Source organism: Rhodovulum sp. ES.010, from assembly GCF_900142935.1.
GTDB lineage: Bacteria > Pseudomonadota > Alphaproteobacteria > Rhodobacterales > Rhodobacteraceae > Rhodovulum.
In genome coordinates, this window is record NZ_FSRS01000001.1 from 1,094,683 (window position 1) to 1,110,487 (window position 15,805).

Here is a 15,805-nt window from a genome sequence, read left to right on the forward strand (position 1 = left end):
CCCGTAGCCGCCGGAGAGAGTCGATGCCGATGCGCCTGTTCCTCATACTTCTGGCCGCGGTGCTTGCCGCCGGGGGTCTGACAGTGGCGCTGATAGCCGCCCTGCCCGGCCATGGCATGTCCATCCTGATCCCGCTTGCCCTGGCGGCAGTACTGGTATTGCGCCTGTTGCCGCGGAAGAAATGACCCGCCCGCACGATCGCACTCTGACCGAGGCCGGGCTCGCACCGAACGGCACGGGCCGGGTGCTGGTGATCGGCTGCGGGGCGCTTGCACACGAGATCCTCGCACTCAAGCGCGCGAATGGCTGGACGCATCTCGACCTCACCTGCCTGCCGGCGATCTGGCACAACCACCCCGAACGGATCGTGCCGGGCGTGCGCGAGGCGGTGGCGCGGTACCGGACGTCGTACGACCGCATCCTCGTGGCCTATGCCGATTGCGGCACCGGCGGCGGCCTCGCGCGCACCTGCGCCGAACTCGGGGTCGAGATGATCGAGGGGCCGCATTGCTACGCGTTCTTCGACGGGATCGACATGTTCGTGACCCACGCGGAGGAGGAGATCACGGCTTTCTACCTGACCGATTTCCTCGCCCGCCAGTTCGACGCCTTCGTCTGGCGCCCACTGGGGCTCGACCGGCATCCCGAACTGATCAGTACCTATTTCGGGCAATACGAGAAGCTCGTTCATCTTGCCCAGACCGAGGATGCGGCGTTGGAAGCCCGCGCGCGCGAGTACGCCAGACGGCTTGGACTGGCCTTCGAACGCCGGGTCACCGGCTATGGCGACCTGGCCCGGTTCCTTTCCCAGTCGCGTTAGGCCGGCCCCGCGAGCGCCTGGCGCAACACCGTGTCGACATCGGCGCTCATCGGAACGACGTGGTCGAACACATCGGCCACAGCGACCCAGCGCGCATCGCTGACATCGTCCTGCGCTTCGGGCACACCGCCGGCAAAGCGGCACAGGACCGGGATCAGCAGGAAATGCGACAGGACCAAGCCCTCGGCATCGCGCTCGATCCGTTCGAGATGCGGCAGACTGGCGCCGGCCTGCCCAGTCACGCCGGTCTCTTCGTGCAGCTCTCGCATCGCGGCCTCCGCCACCGGCTCGCCCAGTTCCACATGGCCGCCGGGATAACCCCAAAGCCCCGCATCGGGCGGGTTGCGCCGCCGCACCAGAAGTGCGTTTTCGTCATGCACCAAGACCGCGAGCGCGCCGAGCCGCGGGACCGACGCGCGTGGGCCGCCCGCCCGGCTCACACCGCCTCGGCGGCCCCGGCGGCCTGGGCGCGAATTCGTTCGACCATCGCGCGCAGCCCGTTCGAGCGCTGCGCCGAGAGGTGTTCGTCCAGACCCAGTCGCGCCAATTCACCATGGGCGTCTGTCTTCAGAACCTCCGCCACCGACAGCCCACCGTAAAGCGCTTTGAGCACCGCGATCAGCCCGCGCACGATCATCGCATCGCTGTCACCCTTGAACCGGTAGGTCGCCTCCGGCCCCATGCCATCGATCTCGGCCATCAACCAGACCTGGCTCGCACAGCCTTCGACCTTGGTCGCTGGCACCTTGAAGGCCTCGGGTAGCGGCTCCATCGCCCGGCCCATCTCGATGACGTGCCGATAGCGGTCTTCCCAGTCCTCCAGGAACTCGAAGGTCTCAACGATGTCCTCGAACGCCTCGCTCGCCAAGGTTGCCTCCTGTCTGGGTGCCCCCGACACTTAGGCGTCAACGCCCGAAAGGTCCAGCACCGTGCCGTCGCGGCTTTTCACCGACCTGCGTTTGGGCTAACCCGGAGGCAGATCAATCGCCTGGAGGAGCCCATGCGCGCACCGCTTCTGATCATCCTTGTCGCTGCGCTGACGCTGGGCGGCTGCGCCAGCGTGCGCGAGTCCCGTCTCAACCCGTTCAACTGGTTCGGTGGCGCGACCGAGGAGCGGGTGACCGAAACCCCGCGCCAGGTGGTGGTGACGGACCCGCGCGGGCTTGTCGACGAGGTGGTCGACATGTCGGTGGATCGCGCGCCGGGCGGCGCCATCGTCCACGCAACAGGACGGCCGTCACGCCAGGGCTACTGGGAGGCCGATCTGGTGCCGCTTTCGTCGCGCCCGGACGAGAACGGGGTGCTGGTCTTCGACTTCCGCGTCGCGCCGCCCCCCGGACCGACACGCATCGGCACCGCGCCTTCGCGCGAGGTCACGGCCGCGGCGTTCTTGACCGACCAGGCGTTGCAGGGCGTGCGCGCCGTCGTCGTGCGCGGAGCCCGAAACCAGCGGCGCGCGACGCGCTGAGCGACACAGCATCGAGGAGACCGACACCATGGTTCGACGCCAAGTTCCCGTCCTTTGCTCTGCGCTGGCCCTGACCGCGTGCCAGGCCGCCATTCCAGTATCCGACGAGACCGTCAGCGGCGGGATGACGCCCCCGGAATATGTGGCATGCGCACAGGTCCGCGCCGAACTTTCCGACGCCGACGCGGTGGCGCGCCGCTTCAGTGGCACCAACGTGACGGCCGAGGCGACCTATTGGCGCGCCCGGCAAGAACGGTTGATCGCGCGCGCCTACGAATGCCCACGCTGAGCGGCGCTTCGGCTCACAGACGGACCACCTCGACATTGCTGCCTTTCGCGGCAAGCGCGATTTCGCCGTCGCAAAGCCGCAGCGCATCTGCCCCGAACACCTCGTGACGCCAGCCCCGGAGTGCGGGCACGTCGCGCCGCCCCGCCGCGATCGCGTCGAGATCGGCGGCCGTGGCGATCAGCTTCTGCGCCACCCCTGCCTGCTCCGATTTCGCCTTCAAGAGCACTCGCAAGAGATCGGCCAGCGCCGGGTTCACCTGCATCTTGGCATTGCCGCCCGGCATCTTGGGATAGTCCTCGGGCGGGGTGTCCAGCGCCGCCGTCACCGCGGCGATGATGCCTTCGGCGATCTCGCCCCGCCGTGCCTCGCGCAGCAGCAAGCGGGAGCGCGACAGGTCCTCGAAGCTTCGCGGCTTGGTCGAGGCCAGTTCCAGGAGCGCGTCGTCCTTGAACACCCGGTTGCGCGGGATGTTGCGCGCCTGTGCATAGCCCTCGCGGAACCGGGCCAGTTCGCGCACCAGCGCAAGAAACTTGCCCGAATGGGTGCGCGTCTTGACGCGCTTCCACGCCTCGGACGGCTTGACGACATAGGTTTCGGGGTCGGTCAGCACACCCAGTTCCTCGCGCAGCCACTTGGCCCGGCCGGTGCGTTCGAGGTCGGCGGCAAGATGCTCGTAGATCACCCGCAGATGGGTGACATCGGCCAGTGCATAGGCCTTCTGCGCCTCGGACAAGGGCCGGCGCGACCAGTCGGTGAAGCGCGAGGTCTTATCCAAGCTCGCCTTGGCGATCTTGCGCACCAGCGTCTCGTAGCCGACCTGCTCGCCGAAGCCGCAAACCATCGCGGCGACCTGGGTGTCGAAGAGCGGCTCGGGAAAGACATTGCCTTCGGTGAAGAATATCTCGAGGTCCTGACGCGCCGCGTGGAACACCTTGACGACGCTTTCGTTGCGGAAAAGCGCATAAAGCGGGTCGAGCGAAAGGCTGCCTTCTAGCGGGTCGACCAGCACGGCCTCGCCGTCGGTGCCATCGGCGGACGGAATCGCCATCTGCACGAGACACAGCTTGGCGTAATAGGTGCGCTCGCGCAGGAACTCGGTATCGATCGTCACATAAGGCGCGTTCGCCGCGCGGTCGCAAAAGGCGACCAACGCCTCGGTCGTGGTCAATGTCTTCATGTCCGCCCGTGTCCTGCCGGCTTCATGCGTGCCCTCGACTGCCTCGCCACCTGCCCCCTGATAAAGAAAGCGCAAGCGGTTTGGAAGGGTCCACGGCGGGCGCGGCGCGCGCCGGTGTCAGGGCAGCGTCACCGGGCGCCGGTCGCCCGCGGCGAAACGGCGAAGCACGGCGGGGTACAGCCGGTGTTCCATAGGCAGAACCCGCGTGGCGAGGGCCTCGGGCGAGTCGCCCGGTAAGACCGGCACCCGCGCCTGGCCGAGGATCGGGCCGCCGTCGAGTTCGGCCGTCACTTCGTGCACGGTGCAGCCCGCCTCGGTATCGCCCGCCTCGATGGCGCGGCCATGGGTGTCGAGCCCGCGATATTTCGGAAGCAGCGAGGGATGGATGTTCAGCATGCGGCCCTGCCAACGGCCCACGAAGCCCTCGGTCAACACCCGCATGAACCCCGCAAGACAGAGAATGTCGGGTCGGGCCGCTTCAAGCTCTGCCTGCAGCGCCGCCTCGAACGCGGCGCGGTCCTTGCCGAAAGGCCGGTGATCGACGACTGCCGTGGGGATACCAAGGGCCGCTGCCCGGGCCAGCCCGCCCGCGCCGGGCACGTTCGACAGCACCAGCACCGGCCGCGCGGGGTGGTCGCCGACCATGCTCTCGGCCAGCGCGACCATGTTCGACCCGCTCCCCGAGACCAGGATCGCAACGCGCTTCACAACAGCCTGCCCCGGTAGGCGACCCCTGCGCCCGGCACGACGCGACCGATTTCGACCACTCTCTCGCCCATGCCCGCGAGGACTTCGGAAAGCGGACCGGCCCGATCGGGCGCCACCGCAAGCACCATGCCGATGCCGGCGTTGAAGGTCTTGAGCAGTTCGGACTCGTCCAGGCCGGCGGTCTGGGCAAGCCAGCGGAAAACCGGCGGCAGGTCCCAGGCCGACAGGTCAAGCTCGGCCCCCAGCCCCTCGGGCAGCACGCGGGGCAGGTTCTCGGTCAGGCCGCCGCCAGTGATATGCGCCAGCGCATGCACCCCGCCTTCCCGTATCGCAGCGAGCGCCGGCCGGACGTAAAGCCGTGTGGGCACCAGCAGAGCCTCGCCCAGGGGACCGTCGGCGAAGGGCGCAGGTGCATCCCAGCCGAGGCCCGCGACCACGACCACCCTGCGCACCAGCGAATAGCCGTTGGAGTGCACACCGTCCGACGCGAGGCCCAACAGGACGTCCCCCTCGGACACGCCGGCCGGCAGGTCCCTGCCGCGTTCCATCGCGCCCACGGCAAACCCGGCCAGGTCGAAATCGCCCGCGGCATACATTCCCGGCATCTCGGCCGTCTCGCCACCAATCAGCGCGCACCCCGCCCGCGCGCAACCCTCGGCAATGCCTTCGACCACGGCGGCCGCCGCGTCGACGGACAGCTTGCCGGTCGCGAAATAGTCCAGGAAGAAGAGGGGTTCCGCCCCCTGGCACACCAAGTCGTTCACGCACATCGCCACGAGGTCGATGCCCACCCCCGACAGCGCGCCGGTATCGATCGCGATGCGCAGCTTGGTACCGACGCCATCCGTGGCCGCGACGAGCACCGGGTCGGTATAGCCCGCCTCCCGGAGGTCGAAAAGCGCGCCGAAGCCGCCAAGCCCAGCCATCACGCCGGGCCGCGCCGTGCGCCTTGCGGCGGGCTTGATCCGATCAACCAGCCTGTTGCCCGCCTCGATATCCACCCCAGCCTCGGCATAGGTGAGGCCGTTCCTGCGCTCGCTCATCAAAGCCCTCCGTCCGGTCGCGGGCAGCGTTAGCCCATCGCCCCGGCGCTGTCCACGGCCGCGCTTGACGACCTCGGCGGGTCTGCTACTCAAGTGCCCACGGTCGGGCCTGTAGCTCAATTGGTTAGAGCAGAGCGCTCATAACGCTTTGGTTGGGGGTTCGAGTCCCTCCGGGCCTACCATTCCCGCCTTCAATGGCGCTCCGGTGTCTCGCCCTCGCGCTAGCCCCGCTCCCCAGCGAGCCCCTTCAGGATCGGGCAATCCGGCCGGTCGTCGCCCGCACAGGACTCCACCAGTTCCGAGAGCGTCGCCCGCATCGCGCGCAACTCGCCGATCTTGGCGTCGATCTGCGCAAGGTGGTCCCGGGCGATCCGCTTGACGTCGGCGCTCGCCCGGCCCTTGTCGGCATAAAGCGCCAGGAGCGCGCGGCATTCCTCGATGGTAAAGCCCAGGGACCGCGCCCGGGCCAGGAAGGCGAGGTTGTGCAGGTCTGTTTCGCAAAAGCGGCGATAGCCGTTCGCGTCGCGATGCGGCAGGATCAGGCCGATATCCTCGTAATAGCGGATCGTCTTGGCCGGAAGGCCGGTCCGCTCTGCCACCTGACCGATATTCATGCCAATCCCCCGGAGACCGGGCCAAGACGACGCAGCCGAAGCGCATTGCCAAGCACGAACAGGCTCGAAATCGCCATCGCGCCGGCCGCCAGCATCGGCGAGAGCAGTGTGCCGCCGAGGGGATAGAGCGCGCCGGCCGCGGCCGGGATCAGCGCAGTGTTGTAGGCAAAGGCCCAGAACAGGTTCTGGCGGATGTTCCGCATCACCCGGCGGCTGATATGCAGCGCGTCGGCCACGTGGCCCGGATCGCCGGCCATCAGCACCACGTCGGCCGCTTCGATGGCGACATCGGTGCCGCTGCCGATGGCGATGCCGATATCGGCGGCCGCCAGCGCAGGGGCGTCGTTCAGACCGTCACCGACAAAGGCCAGCCGCCGCTGCCCCCGCATGTCTCTCAGCGCGGCGACCTTGCCGCCGGGCAGCACGCCCGCGATCACCGTGTCGATGCCGAGCTCTTCGGCGACGGCGCGCGCGGTCTCCTCGGTGTCGCCGGTGACCAGCGCCGTACGAAGTCCCATGCGGTGCAGCACCGCGATGGCAGGCTTCGCGCTGGGCTTGATCGGGTCCGACAGGCCGATCAGCGCGACCGCGCGCCCTTGGCGGGCGACGTAGACCGGGGTCGCGCCCTGCGCGGCGAGCCGCCCGGCGGTCGCCGCCAGCGCGTCGACGGGCACGCCTTCGCGCGCCATCAGCCGCCCTGCGCCCACCAGGACCTCGACCCCCTCGACGCGGCCGCGCAGGCCGAAGCCGGCCAGCGCCTCGACGCCCTCGGCCTCGGCGTGGTCGTCGGGCGCCGCGCCCAGGATCGCCTGCGCGATGGGATGCTCGGCGCGGGCCTCTAGCGCGGCGGCAAGGCGCAGCGCCTCGGCGCGCGACACGCCGTCGGCCAGCGCCACCTCGGTCACCGCCGGACGGCCCTCGGTCAGCGTGCCGGTCTTGTCAAAGGCAATCAGCAACACGTCGGACAGCGACTGCAGCGCCGCGCCCTTGCGGAACAGCACCCCCATCTCGGCCGCGCGGCCGGTGCCAACCATCACCGAGGTCGGCGTGGCAAGCCCCATCGCGCAGGGACAGGCCACGATCAGCACCGAGACCCCCGCAACCAACGCGAGGCCCAGAGCCGGCTCGGGGCCAAAGATGAGCCAGGTCGCGACGGTCACCGCCGCCACCGTTAGCACGATCGGCACGAAGACCGCCGTGACCTTGTCGGCGGTGGCCTGCACCGGCAGCTTGGCGCCTTGCGCGGCCTCGACCATGGCGACGATGCGCGCAAGCGCGGTGTCGCGCCCCACCCTGCTCGCCCGCACCCGCAACGCGGAGGTGCCGTTCACCGTGCCCCCGGTGACTTCGTCGCCCAGGCATTTCTCAACCGGCATGGGCTCGCCGGTCAGCATCGACTCGTCGATGGCACCCCGTCCCTCGATCACCTCGGCATCGGTCGGGATACGCTCGCCCGGGCGAATTTCGAGAACATCGCCCACGACGAGCGCGTCCACCGGGCGCGCCTCGAGACCCGCCTCGGTCACCACCCGCGCGGTGTCGGGACGCAGCGCCATCAATTCGCGGATCGCCGCGCCCGTGCGGCCTTTGGCGCGCGCCTCCAACGTTCGGCCCAGCAGGATCAGTGTGACGATCACGGCGGCGGCCTCGAAATAGACATGGGCGGTGCCCTCCGGCAGCACGCCCGGTGCAAAGGTCGCGAGGGTCGAGAACCCCCAGGCCGCCCCGGTGCCCAGCGCGACCAGAGCGTTCATGTCCGGGGCGCCCCGAAGCAGAAGCGGCACCCCCTTGGCGAAGAACATCCGCCCGGGCCCGGCAAGTACGGCCGAGGTCAGGACAAAGGCGATCACACGCAGCCCCTGCTCGCCCACCAGCCCCGCCAGCGTCTCGCGCAGCCCCGGAACCACATGCCCGCCCATCTCCATTACGAAGACCGGCAGCGTGAGGGCCGCGGCGATCCAGGTGCGCCGGCGCAGCGCGCGCGCCTCGCGCGCCTGGGCTGCCTCCGGGTCGGGAGCCTGATCGGCAGCGTCGATCCCGGCGGTCGGGTAGCCGGCGGCGGTGACGGCGCGGGCGAGCGTGGCCGCATCCGCTTCGCCGTCGATGACGGTTGCGCAAGCCTCGCCGCTGGCAAGGTTCATCGACGCGCCGGTCACGCCAGGCACCCCGCGCAGCGCCGCCTCGATCCGCCCGACACAAGAGGCGCAGTTGGCTGCCTCGACGGCAAGGCGGATCTCGCGTCGCGTTACGCCGAACCCGGCCTCCTCAACCGCACCCACCAGGCGCGCGGGCGCGCCGCTGTGGTCGACCTCGGCGGTTCCCGCGGCCAGGTTGACATTGGCGGACGTCACCCCCGGCACGGTGGCCAGCGCCCGCTCGACGCGGGCGACACAGCCCGCACAGTGCAGCCCTTCTAGCCGGAGCCTGGTGGTGGCGGTTGTCGCGGTCATGGCTCGATCCTCCGGTGTTCGCCCCGATATAGGGCTTCCAGTAACTGGAAGGTCAAGCCCATGGCGCCCGGCGCCCCCCTACCCGGGCAAGAAGGCCCCCTGGCGAGCCACGATATCGGCGTGGATGCGGCGGCCCGCGGCGCTGAGGGCGGTGTCGCTGCGGTGGACGAGGAACCATTGGCGCACCAAGGGCAGCGCCTGTGCGTCAAGCTCGACCAGCCGCCCCGCGGCCAGTTCCTCGGCCACTGTGTGCCGCGAAATCAGCGCCACGCCAAGCCCCGCCATCACTGCCTGCTTGACGGTTTCGTTGCTCTCCATCTCCAGCATCCGTGCCGGGCGGCCGCGGCCAAGCCGCTCCAGGAACCGTTCCAGCAGGATCCGCGTTCCCGACCCCTCTTCGCGGACGACGAACCCCTCGGACAGGATCGCCTCGGCCGTCAATCGCCCCCGGCCGGCCAGTGGATGGTTCGCACGCGCGATCAGCACATGCGGGTGCGGCCCCAGAACCGTGGCCTGCACCTCGGGGACACGGGGGGGGCGCCCCATGATCGCGAGATCGACGCTCACACTGGCCAGTGCGCCGACAATCGTTTCGCGGCTGCCGACGCGCAGGAGAACGTCGACGGACGGATGCGCGCGCTGCAGACCGGCCACCAGCCGCGGGGCGAAATACTTGGCGGTGGACACCACCCCAAGCGTCACCATTCCCTCCATCCCCTCGTTGATCGCGCGGACATGTTCGGCAGAGGCTTCCAGCGCAGTCTCGATCGCCCGCGCGCCCACCAGCACCGCCTCGCCCTGCCGCGTCAGGCGCGCTACGCCCTGCGGCCCGCGCTCCACGAGGCGCGCGTTGAAATTGGTCTCGAGCTGGCGGAGTTGGGTGTGCACTGCGGGCGGGGTGAGGCGATTTGCCTCGGCGGCCGCCGTGATCGAGCCATGCTCGGAGACCGCCTGCAACGCCCTGAGTTGCTTGAGGGTTACGGCCTCGGGTTTAGGCATTAAAAATTTCCTTACACACCTTACAAGTTTTTAAATTCTCTATCGGAGCGGTTTTCACCTAGCAACCGACATCGGCATCCCGCCGCCAGATTCGGGAGAAAATTATGCAGACGAAGAATCCGATCCGGGATTTGCAGCATATCCCCGCCGCGCTCCAGCCGCTGATGAACGCGCTTAGCGAGGTCGGGACCGACCTGTCGCGCACGATTCAGCGCGGGCCGCTGGGCGGTGCACTCGGTGCGGAGGTCGGAGAGAACACCGACGGCGACGCGCAGAAGGCGCTCGACGTGCTGGCCGACGACGCCTTCGCCGCGCGGCTCAAGAGCGCGGATGTGCGCTGGTATGCCTCGGAAGAGCAGGACCGGGTTGTCGAGCTGGACCCCGAGGGGCGCTATGCGCTGGCCATCGATCCTCTGGACGGATCGTCCAACATCGACGTGAACGTCTCGATCGGCACGATCTTCTCGATCTTCGAGGCGACCGACGACCGCAACGCCAGCTTCCTACGCCCCGCGAGAGAGCAGATCGGCGGCGGCTACATCATCTACGGCCCGCAGACGATGCTGGTCTGCACGTTCGGCAAGGGCACGCAGGAATACCTGCTGGATCCGGACTCCAAACAGTTCGTGCTGGTGCAGGAGGCCGTCCGCGTGCCCGAGACGGCAAGCGAATTCGCCATCAACGCCTCGAACTACCGCCACTGGTCCAAGCCGGTCCGCGCTTATATCGATGACTGCCTCGCCGGCGAGGAAGGTCCCCGCGGCAAGAAGTTCAACATGCGCTGGGTGGCTTCGCTGGTGGCGGAAACGCACCGGATCATCAGCCGGGGCGGCGTGTTCCTCTACCCCGCCGACGCACGAAAGGGGTACGAGAAGGGACGGCTTCGCATGGTCTATGAATGTGCGCCCATCGCCTTCGTGATCGAGCAGGCAGGCGGGTCGGCGACCGATGCGCAGGACCGCATCTTGGACAAGACGGCCGAGGAACTGCATGTCCGCACGCCCTTCGTTTTCGGCTCGACCGACAAGGTCGGCCGCGTCGCCGCCTATCACGACCTGCCCGAGCAGGAAGTGAACGCGCTTTTCGGCAATCGCGGCCTGTTCCGCGTCTAGAGTTCCCGGGAGGATACCATGAGCAAGAAACACCCGATCATCTCCGTCACGGGCTCTTCGGGGGCCGGCACCTCGACCGTCAAGCACACCTTCGACCAGATTTTCCGCCGCGAGGGCGTGAAGGCGGTGTCGATCGAGGGCGACGCCTTCCACCGTTTCAACCGCAAGGACATGAAGGCGGAACTCGAGCGACGCTATGCCGAGGGCGACTACACCTTCAGCCATTTCAGCTACGAGGCCAACGAGCTGAAGGAGCTGGAGCGCGTGTTCCGCGAATACGGCGAGACCGGCACCGGCCGCACGCGTACATATGTGCACGACAATGACGAGGCCGAGAAATGCGGCGTGCCGCCCGGCGAGTTCACCGAGTGGGCGCCGTTCGAGGAAGGCTCGGACCTGTTGTTCTACGAAGGGCTGCACGGCTCGGTCGTGAACGACGAGGTGAACCTGCCCAAGCATGCCGACCTGAAGATCGGGGTGGTGCCCGTCATCAACCTGGAATGGATCCAGAAGATCCACCGCGACCGTGAACGCCGCGGCTACACCACCGAGGCGGTGACCGACACGATCCTGCGCCGGATGCACGCCTATGTGCATTGCATCATCCCGCAATTCACCGAGACCGACATCAACTTCCAGCGGGTGCCGGTGGTGGACACCTCGAACCCGCTCGTCGCGCGCTGGATTCCCACCGCGGACGAAAGCCTGGTGGTGATCCGCTTCAAGAACCCGCGGGGGATCGATTTCTCCTACTTGGTCTCGATGATCCACGGGTCGTGGATGAGCCGGGCGAACTCGATCGTGATCCCGGGCGGCAAGCTTGACCTTGCAATGCAGCTGATCCTGACGCCGATGATCGAGCGTCTGGTCTCCGAATCGAAACGCGCCTGAAGGAGGGCCGCCCCATGAACGCCCCGACCAAGATCGACACCAGCGCCGAAGACCTGATGGCCAGCGCGATCCGCGTCCTCGCGATGGACGCGGTGCAGGCCGCCAATTCTGGCCATCCCGGCATGCCGATGGGCATGGCCGACGTTGCAACGGTTCTCTACAACCGCTTCCTCGAAATCGACCCGACGAAGCCGGACTGGCAGGATCGCGACCGCTTCGTGCTGTCGGCGGGCCACGGCTCGATGCTCATCTACGCGATCAACCACATGCTCGGCTATGCCGACATGGACATGGAGCAGATCCGCAATTTCCGCCAGCACGGCTACCGCACCGCGGGCCACCCCGAATACGGCCATGCCGACGGCATCGAGACCACCACCGGCCCGCTGGGCCAGGGCATCACCACTGCGGTCGGCATGGCGCTGGCCGAACGCATGCACAACGCCCGCTTCGGCGACGACCTCGTCGATCACTATACCTATGTGATCGCGGGCGACGGCTGCCTGATGGAGGGCATCAGCCACGAGGCGATCGACATGGCCGGGCACTGGTCGCTCGGCCGGATGATCGTTCTGTGGGACGACAACAAGATCACCATCGACGGCTCGACCGAGCTTTCGACGTCGACCGACCAGAAGGCGCGCTTTGCGGCCAGCGGCTGGCACGTGCTGGAGGTCGATGGACATGACCGCGAGGCCGTGGCCGAGGCCATCGACGCTGCGCGCCGGGACGCGCGCCCCTCGCTCATTGCCTGCGCCACCGTGATCGGCAAGGGCGCGCCCAACAAGGCGGGCAGCCACAAGGTGCACGGCGCGCCGCTGGGCGCGGACGAGGTGGCGGCCACCCGCGATGCGCTGGGATGGAGCCACGAGGCGTTCGCGCTGCCGCGGGAGGTCTACGACACCTGGGGTGCCGTCGCCGCGCGGGGCCGCGCGGCACGCGAGGCCTGGGAAGGCCGGCTCGCGGCATCGGACAAGGCCGACACGTTCAACGCCTCGCTCGCGCGGCCCGATCCGGAGGCCGTGGCCACGGCCATCGACGCCTACAAGCAAAAGCTGTCGGCCGATGCGCCCAAGGTCGCCACCCGCAAGGCGAGCGAGATGGCGCTGGAGGTGGTGTTCGAGGCGGTGCCGAACCTCGCCGGCGGTTCGGCCGACCTGACGGGCTCGAACCTGACCAAGACGGGCGCGATGGCGCCGGTGACCCTCGACAACTACGCCGGGCAGTACATCCATTACGGCATCCGCGAGCATGGCATGGGCGCGGCGATGAATGGTGTCGCGCTGCATGGCGGCTTCGTGCCCTATGGCGGCACCTTCCTGGTCTTCGCCGATTACTGCCGCCCGGCGATCCGGCTCTCGGCACTGATGGGCCTGCCCGTCACCTACGTGATGACGCACGATTCCATCGGCCTCGGCGAGGACGGCCCGACCCACCAGCCGGTGGAGCATCTGGCAAGCCTGCGGGCGATGCCGAACCTCAACGTGATCCGTCCGGCGGATGTGGTCGAGACCGCCGAGGCCTGGGAAATCGCGGCCACCGCGACCGGCGCCCCCACCCTGCTGGCGCTGTCGCGTCAGGGCCTGCCCTGCCTGCGGACCGAGCATGTCAGCGAGAACCGCCTGGCCAAGGGCGCCTATGTCCTGCGCGAGACGGATGGGGCGCGCGACGTCACGCTGATCGGCACCGGCTCGGAGGTCGAGATCGCGATGAAGGCCGCCGACATTCTGGCCGAACAGGGTCTCAAGGCAGCCGTCGTGTCAGCCCCCTGTTTCGAGCTTTTCGCCACACAGGACGCAGGCTACAAGGCCGCCGTGCTAGGCGACGCGCCGCGGGTCGGCGTCGAGGCCGCCGTCGAACAGGGTTGGGCGCCGCTTCTGGGCGAAAACGCCGCCTTCGTCGGCATGTCGAGCTTCGGCGCTTCGGCCCCGGCGGCCGATCTCTACCGGCATTTCGGCATCACCGCCGAGGCGGTGGCCGAGGCCGCGAAGACATTGATGAAGTAAGAAGGGTCGAAAATGACAGTCAAAGTTGCAATCAACGGCTTCGGCCGCATCGGCAGGAACGTGCTGCGCGCCATTGTGGAATCGGGCCGCACCGATATCGAGGTGGTCGCGATCAATGACCTCGGCCCGGTCGAGACCAACGCCCATCTCGTGCGCTACGACAGCGTGCACGGCCGCTTTCCCGGCGAGGTGAAGGTGGACGGCGACACCATCGACGTCGGCCGCGGCCCGATCAAGGTGACCGCCATCCGCGCCCCCAAGGACCTGCCCTGGGGCGACGTGGATATCGCGATGGAATGCACCGGCATCTTCACCGCACGCGAGAAGGCCGCGATGCACCTTGAAAACGGGTCGAAGCGCGTGCTGATCTCGGCCCCGGGTGCCGGTGCGGACAAGACCGTCGTCTACGGCGTGAACCACGACACACTGACCAAGGACGACACGGTCGTGTCGAACGCGTCTTGCACCACCAACTGCCTGTCGCCGGTGGCCAAGGTGCTGAACGACACGATCGGCATCAAGCGCGGCTTCATGACCACGACGCACAGCTATACCGGCGACCAGCCGACGCTGGACACCATGCACAAGGACCTGTACCGCGCGCGCGCCGCGGCGATGAGCATGATCCCGACCTCGACCGGCGCGGCCAAGGCCGTTGGGCTGGTGCTGCCGGAACTGAACGGCAAGCTGGACGGCGTCGCCATCCGCGTGCCCACGCCGAACGTGTCGGTCGTGGACCTGGTGTTCGAAGCCAACCGCGACACCACCATCGAAGAGGTGAACGCCGCGATCAAGGCCGCCGCCGAGGGCCCGATGAAGGGCGTTCTGGGCTATACCGAGGAACCGCTGGTCAGCGTCGACTTCAACCATGACCCGCATTCCTCGATCTTCCACATGGACCAGACCAAGGTCATGGACGGCACCATGGTGCGCATCCTGACCTGGTATGACAACGAGTGGGGCTTCTCCAACCGGATGTCGGACACCGCAGTGGCGATGGGGGCGCTGATCTGATGGCGCTGACGCCCCTGACATCGCTGGATGTTGCGGGCAAGCGCCTGGCGGTCAGGGCCGACCTGAACGTGCCGCTGACCGCCGACGGGGTGGGCGATGCCACGCGCATCGCCCGGTTCGCCCGCGGCATGAAACCACTATTGGACCGCGGCGCGCGAGTCGTCGTCCTGACCCATCTGGGCCGGCCCGAGGGCGAGTTGACCCCCGCCCTTTCGACCGAACGGCTGGTGCCCGCTCTGTCGGAAGCGTTCGGCCGGCCCGTGCGGTTCAACGACACCTGCGCCGGGCCCATCGTCGAGCGCGCCAGCGAACGGCTGGAACCGGGCGCGGTACTCTTGTGCGAGAACCTGCGCTTCGAACGCGGCGAAGAGCAGAACGACCCCAACCTCGGCGCGCAGTTGGCCCGACTGGGCGAATTCTACGTCAACGACGCGTTTTCCTGCTGCCACCGGGAGCACGCCTCGACCACCGCGGCCGTGCTTTCGGCCGGGCGGGTCGCGGCGGGGCCGCTGCTGATCGAGGAACTGACCGCGCTCGAAAGCGCGCTCGACGACCCGCAATACCCCTCGGTCGCGCTGATCGGTGGCGGCAGCGTGGCGCCGCGGCTGAACGTGCTGAAGCGGCTGGTGCCCAAGATCAACACGATCCTGCTGGGCGGCGGGCTGGCCAGCGCGTTCCTCTTCGCGCGCGGCTACAGCATCGGGCGCTCGTTCATCGAGCCCGAATATGCCGAGGACATCCTGGAAATCGCCGCGCTCGCCATGGTGGCTGGCTGCGAGATCGTCACGCCGCAGGATTTCGTCGTCGCGGGTTTCCAGCGCGCGGGAATAAACTCCTATCCCGTGCCCCTTGGCGGCATCCGCGCCAACCGGCGCATCCTCGATATCGGGCCGAACACCGTCGCCCGCTATCAGGGCATGCTCAGGAACGCGCGCACCATCCTGTGGAACGGTCCGATGGGCACCTACGAGACCAAGCCCTTCGATACCGCTACGAACGCGCTCGCCCAGACCATCGCGGAACAGACCCGCGCGGGTCTCGCCGTCTCGGTTGCGGGCGGCGGCGACACTCTGGTCGCGCTGAACCGCAGCGGCGCCGCGCACGACTTCACGCATGTCTCCACCGCCGGTGGGGCATTTCTCGAATGGCTCGAGGGCCGGCACATGCCCGGCCTCGACGCCCTCGAACGCAAAGCAGATGCAGCCTGACGGAGG

The 15,805-nt window shown here is 68.2% G+C and carries 17 protein-coding genes and 1 tRNA gene; 10 read left to right on the forward strand and 8 right to left on the reverse strand.

Translation table 11 applies throughout. From position 1 onward, the window contains the following. Positions 1 to 23: 23 nt before the first annotated feature. Positions 24 to 185, forward strand: coding sequence for a hypothetical protein (locus tag BUR28_RS19935; protein WP_175566905.1), 162 nt, complete (start codon positions 24 to 26; stop codon positions 183 to 185). Continuing rightward, the gene (locus tag BUR28_RS05490) at positions 182 to 820 is read left to right on the forward strand and encodes a DUF1638 domain-containing protein (RefSeq protein WP_074219206.1); all 639 of its coding nucleotides are present in this window, start codon (positions 182 to 184) and stop codon (positions 818 to 820) included. The genes BUR28_RS19935 and BUR28_RS05490 overlap by 4 nt, the downstream gene beginning before the upstream one ends. On the opposite strand, the gene BUR28_RS05495 is transcribed toward BUR28_RS05490, so the two are convergent. Together BUR28_RS05495 and BUR28_RS05500 are read right to left on the reverse strand one after the other, a co-directional pair. Beyond that, a complete protein-coding gene (locus BUR28_RS05495; protein ID WP_074219207.1) occupies positions 817 to 1,260 on the reverse strand; it encodes an NUDIX hydrolase in 444 nt (147 codons plus the stop codon). The two genes, BUR28_RS05490 and BUR28_RS05495, sit on opposite strands and share 4 nt — an antisense overlap. Next, complete coding sequence (locus BUR28_RS05500) at positions 1,257 to 1,688, reverse strand: SufE family protein (protein WP_074219208.1); 432 nt, start codon at positions 1,686 to 1,688, stop codon at positions 1,257 to 1,259. Before BUR28_RS05500 ends, BUR28_RS05495 begins: the two co-directional genes overlap by 4 nt. Positions 1,689 to 1,820: 132 nt before the next feature. Between BUR28_RS05500 and BUR28_RS05505 the strand changes: the two genes are divergently transcribed. Then, positions 1,821 to 2,288, forward strand: coding sequence for a hypothetical protein (locus BUR28_RS05505; RefSeq protein ID WP_074219209.1), 468 nt, complete (start codon positions 1,821 to 1,823; stop codon positions 2,286 to 2,288). 28 nt (positions 2,289 to 2,316) lie between these two features. Continuing rightward, positions 2,317 to 2,577 (forward strand): hypothetical protein, encoded by a 261-nt coding sequence (locus BUR28_RS19290; protein ID WP_139307494.1) that lies wholly within the window; start codon positions 2,317 to 2,319, stop codon positions 2,575 to 2,577. Between the two features lie 13 nt (positions 2,578 to 2,590). On the opposite strand, the gene rnd is transcribed toward BUR28_RS19290, so the two are convergent. The 3 genes from rnd to purM form a co-directional block, all read right to left on the reverse strand. Then, positions 2,591 to 3,754 carry a ribonuclease D gene (gene rnd / locus BUR28_RS05510; RefSeq protein ID WP_074219210.1) on the reverse strand — a complete coding sequence of 388 codons (1,164 nt, stop codon included), beginning with the start codon at positions 3,752 to 3,754 and terminating at the stop codon, positions 2,591 to 2,593. A gap of 117 nt (positions 3,755 to 3,871) precedes the next feature. Continuing rightward, positions 3,872 to 4,462 carry a phosphoribosylglycinamide formyltransferase gene (gene purN / locus BUR28_RS05515; protein WP_074219211.1) on the reverse strand — a complete coding sequence of 197 codons (591 nt, stop codon included), beginning with the start codon at positions 4,460 to 4,462 and terminating at the stop codon, positions 3,872 to 3,874. Continuing rightward, entirely contained in the window at positions 4,459 to 5,505 is a 1,047-nt protein-coding gene (gene purM / locus BUR28_RS05520; RefSeq protein WP_074219212.1) for a phosphoribosylformylglycinamidine cyclo-ligase, read from the reverse strand. The genes purN and purM overlap by 4 nt, the downstream gene beginning before the upstream one ends. A 105-nt stretch (positions 5,506 to 5,610) precedes the next feature. Here purM and BUR28_RS05525 point away from each other — a divergent pair. Then, positions 5,611 to 5,687, forward strand: a tRNA-Ile gene (locus tag BUR28_RS05525). A 39-nt stretch (positions 5,688 to 5,726) separates the two neighbouring features. Here BUR28_RS05525 and cueR read toward each other — a convergent pair. The 3 genes from cueR to BUR28_RS05540 form a co-directional block, all read right to left on the reverse strand. Beyond that, positions 5,727 to 6,119, reverse strand: a complete 393-nt coding sequence (cueR, locus tag BUR28_RS05530) for a Cu(I)-responsive transcriptional regulator (RefSeq protein WP_074219213.1) — start codon at positions 6,117 to 6,119, stop codon at positions 5,727 to 5,729. Next, positions 6,116 to 8,569: a heavy metal translocating P-type ATPase gene (locus tag BUR28_RS05535; protein ID WP_074219214.1), complete on the reverse strand. Its 2,454-nt coding sequence runs from the start codon at positions 8,567 to 8,569 to the stop codon at positions 6,116 to 6,118. The genes cueR and BUR28_RS05535 overlap by 4 nt, the downstream gene beginning before the upstream one ends. Positions 8,570 to 8,647: 78 nt before the next feature. Further along, positions 8,648 to 9,568, reverse strand: a complete 921-nt coding sequence (locus tag BUR28_RS05540; RefSeq protein ID WP_074219215.1) for a LysR family transcriptional regulator — start codon at positions 9,566 to 9,568, stop codon at positions 8,648 to 8,650. Positions 9,569 to 9,672: 104 nt separating this feature from the next. Here BUR28_RS05540 and BUR28_RS05545 point away from each other — a divergent pair, with 104 nt between their 5' ends. The 5 genes from BUR28_RS05545 to pgk are packed head-to-tail and all read left to right on the forward strand — an operon-like array spanning position 9,673 to position 15,799. Then, positions 9,673 to 10,680 (forward strand): class 1 fructose-bisphosphatase, encoded by a 1,008-nt coding sequence (locus BUR28_RS05545; RefSeq protein ID WP_074219216.1) that lies wholly within the window; start codon positions 9,673 to 9,675, stop codon positions 10,678 to 10,680. Between the two features lie 18 nt (positions 10,681 to 10,698). After that, complete coding sequence (locus tag BUR28_RS05550) at positions 10,699 to 11,571, forward strand: phosphoribulokinase (protein WP_074219217.1); 873 nt, start codon at positions 10,699 to 10,701, stop codon at positions 11,569 to 11,571. A gap of 14 nt (positions 11,572 to 11,585) precedes the next feature. After that, entirely contained in the window at positions 11,586 to 13,577 is a 1,992-nt protein-coding gene (gene tkt, locus BUR28_RS05555) for a transketolase (RefSeq protein WP_074219218.1), read from the forward strand. A 12-nt stretch (positions 13,578 to 13,589) separates the two neighbouring features. Continuing rightward, the gene (gap, locus tag BUR28_RS05560) at positions 13,590 to 14,591 is read left to right on the forward strand and encodes a type I glyceraldehyde-3-phosphate dehydrogenase (protein ID WP_074219219.1); all 1,002 of its coding nucleotides are present in this window, start codon (positions 13,590 to 13,592) and stop codon (positions 14,589 to 14,591) included. Beyond that, positions 14,591 to 15,799 carry a phosphoglycerate kinase gene (gene pgk, locus BUR28_RS05565; protein WP_074219220.1) on the forward strand — a complete coding sequence of 403 codons (1,209 nt, stop codon included), beginning with the start codon at positions 14,591 to 14,593 and terminating at the stop codon, positions 15,797 to 15,799. Before gap ends, pgk begins: the two co-directional genes overlap by 1 nt. Positions 15,800 to 15,805 lie beyond the last annotated feature (6 nt).

Excerpts from the sequence above, each read along its gene's own strand:
- BUR28_RS19935 (WP_175566905.1), top strand. The coding sequence starts at position 24 with ATGCCGATGCGCCTGTTCCTCATACTTCTGGCCGCGGTGCTTGCCGCC.
- BUR28_RS05490 (WP_074219206.1), top strand. The coding sequence starts at position 182 with ATGACCCGCCCGCACGATCGCACTCTGACCGAGGCCGGGCTCGCACCG.
- BUR28_RS05505 (WP_074219209.1), top strand. The coding sequence starts at position 1,821 with ATGCGCGCACCGCTTCTGATCATCCTTGTCGCTGCGCTGACGCTGGGC.
- BUR28_RS19290 (WP_139307494.1), top strand. The coding sequence starts at position 2,317 with ATGGTTCGACGCCAAGTTCCCGTCCTTTGCTCTGCGCTGGCCCTGACC.
- rnd (WP_074219210.1), bottom strand. The coding sequence starts at position 3,754 with ATGAAGACATTGACCACGACCGAGGCGTTGGTCGCCTTTTGCGACCGC.
- purM (WP_074219212.1), bottom strand. The coding sequence starts at position 5,505 with ATGAGCGAGCGCAGGAACGGCCTCACCTATGCCGAGGCTGGGGTGGAT.
- cueR (WP_074219213.1), bottom strand. The coding sequence starts at position 6,119 with ATGAATATCGGTCAGGTGGCAGAGCGGACCGGCCTTCCGGCCAAGACG.
- BUR28_RS05535 (WP_074219214.1), bottom strand. The coding sequence starts at position 8,569 with ATGACCGCGACAACCGCCACCACCAGGCTCCGGCTAGAAGGGCTGCAC.
- BUR28_RS05540 (WP_074219215.1), bottom strand. The coding sequence starts at position 9,568 with ATGCCTAAACCCGAGGCCGTAACCCTCAAGCAACTCAGGGCGTTGCAG.
- BUR28_RS05545 (WP_074219216.1), top strand. The coding sequence starts at position 9,673 with ATGCAGACGAAGAATCCGATCCGGGATTTGCAGCATATCCCCGCCGCG.
- BUR28_RS05550 (WP_074219217.1), top strand. The coding sequence starts at position 10,699 with ATGAGCAAGAAACACCCGATCATCTCCGTCACGGGCTCTTCGGGGGCC.
- tkt (WP_074219218.1), top strand. The coding sequence starts at position 11,586 with ATGAACGCCCCGACCAAGATCGACACCAGCGCCGAAGACCTGATGGCC.
- gap (WP_074219219.1), top strand. The coding sequence starts at position 13,590 with ATGACAGTCAAAGTTGCAATCAACGGCTTCGGCCGCATCGGCAGGAAC.
- pgk (WP_074219220.1), top strand. The coding sequence starts at position 14,591 with ATGGCGCTGACGCCCCTGACATCGCTGGATGTTGCGGGCAAGCGCCTG.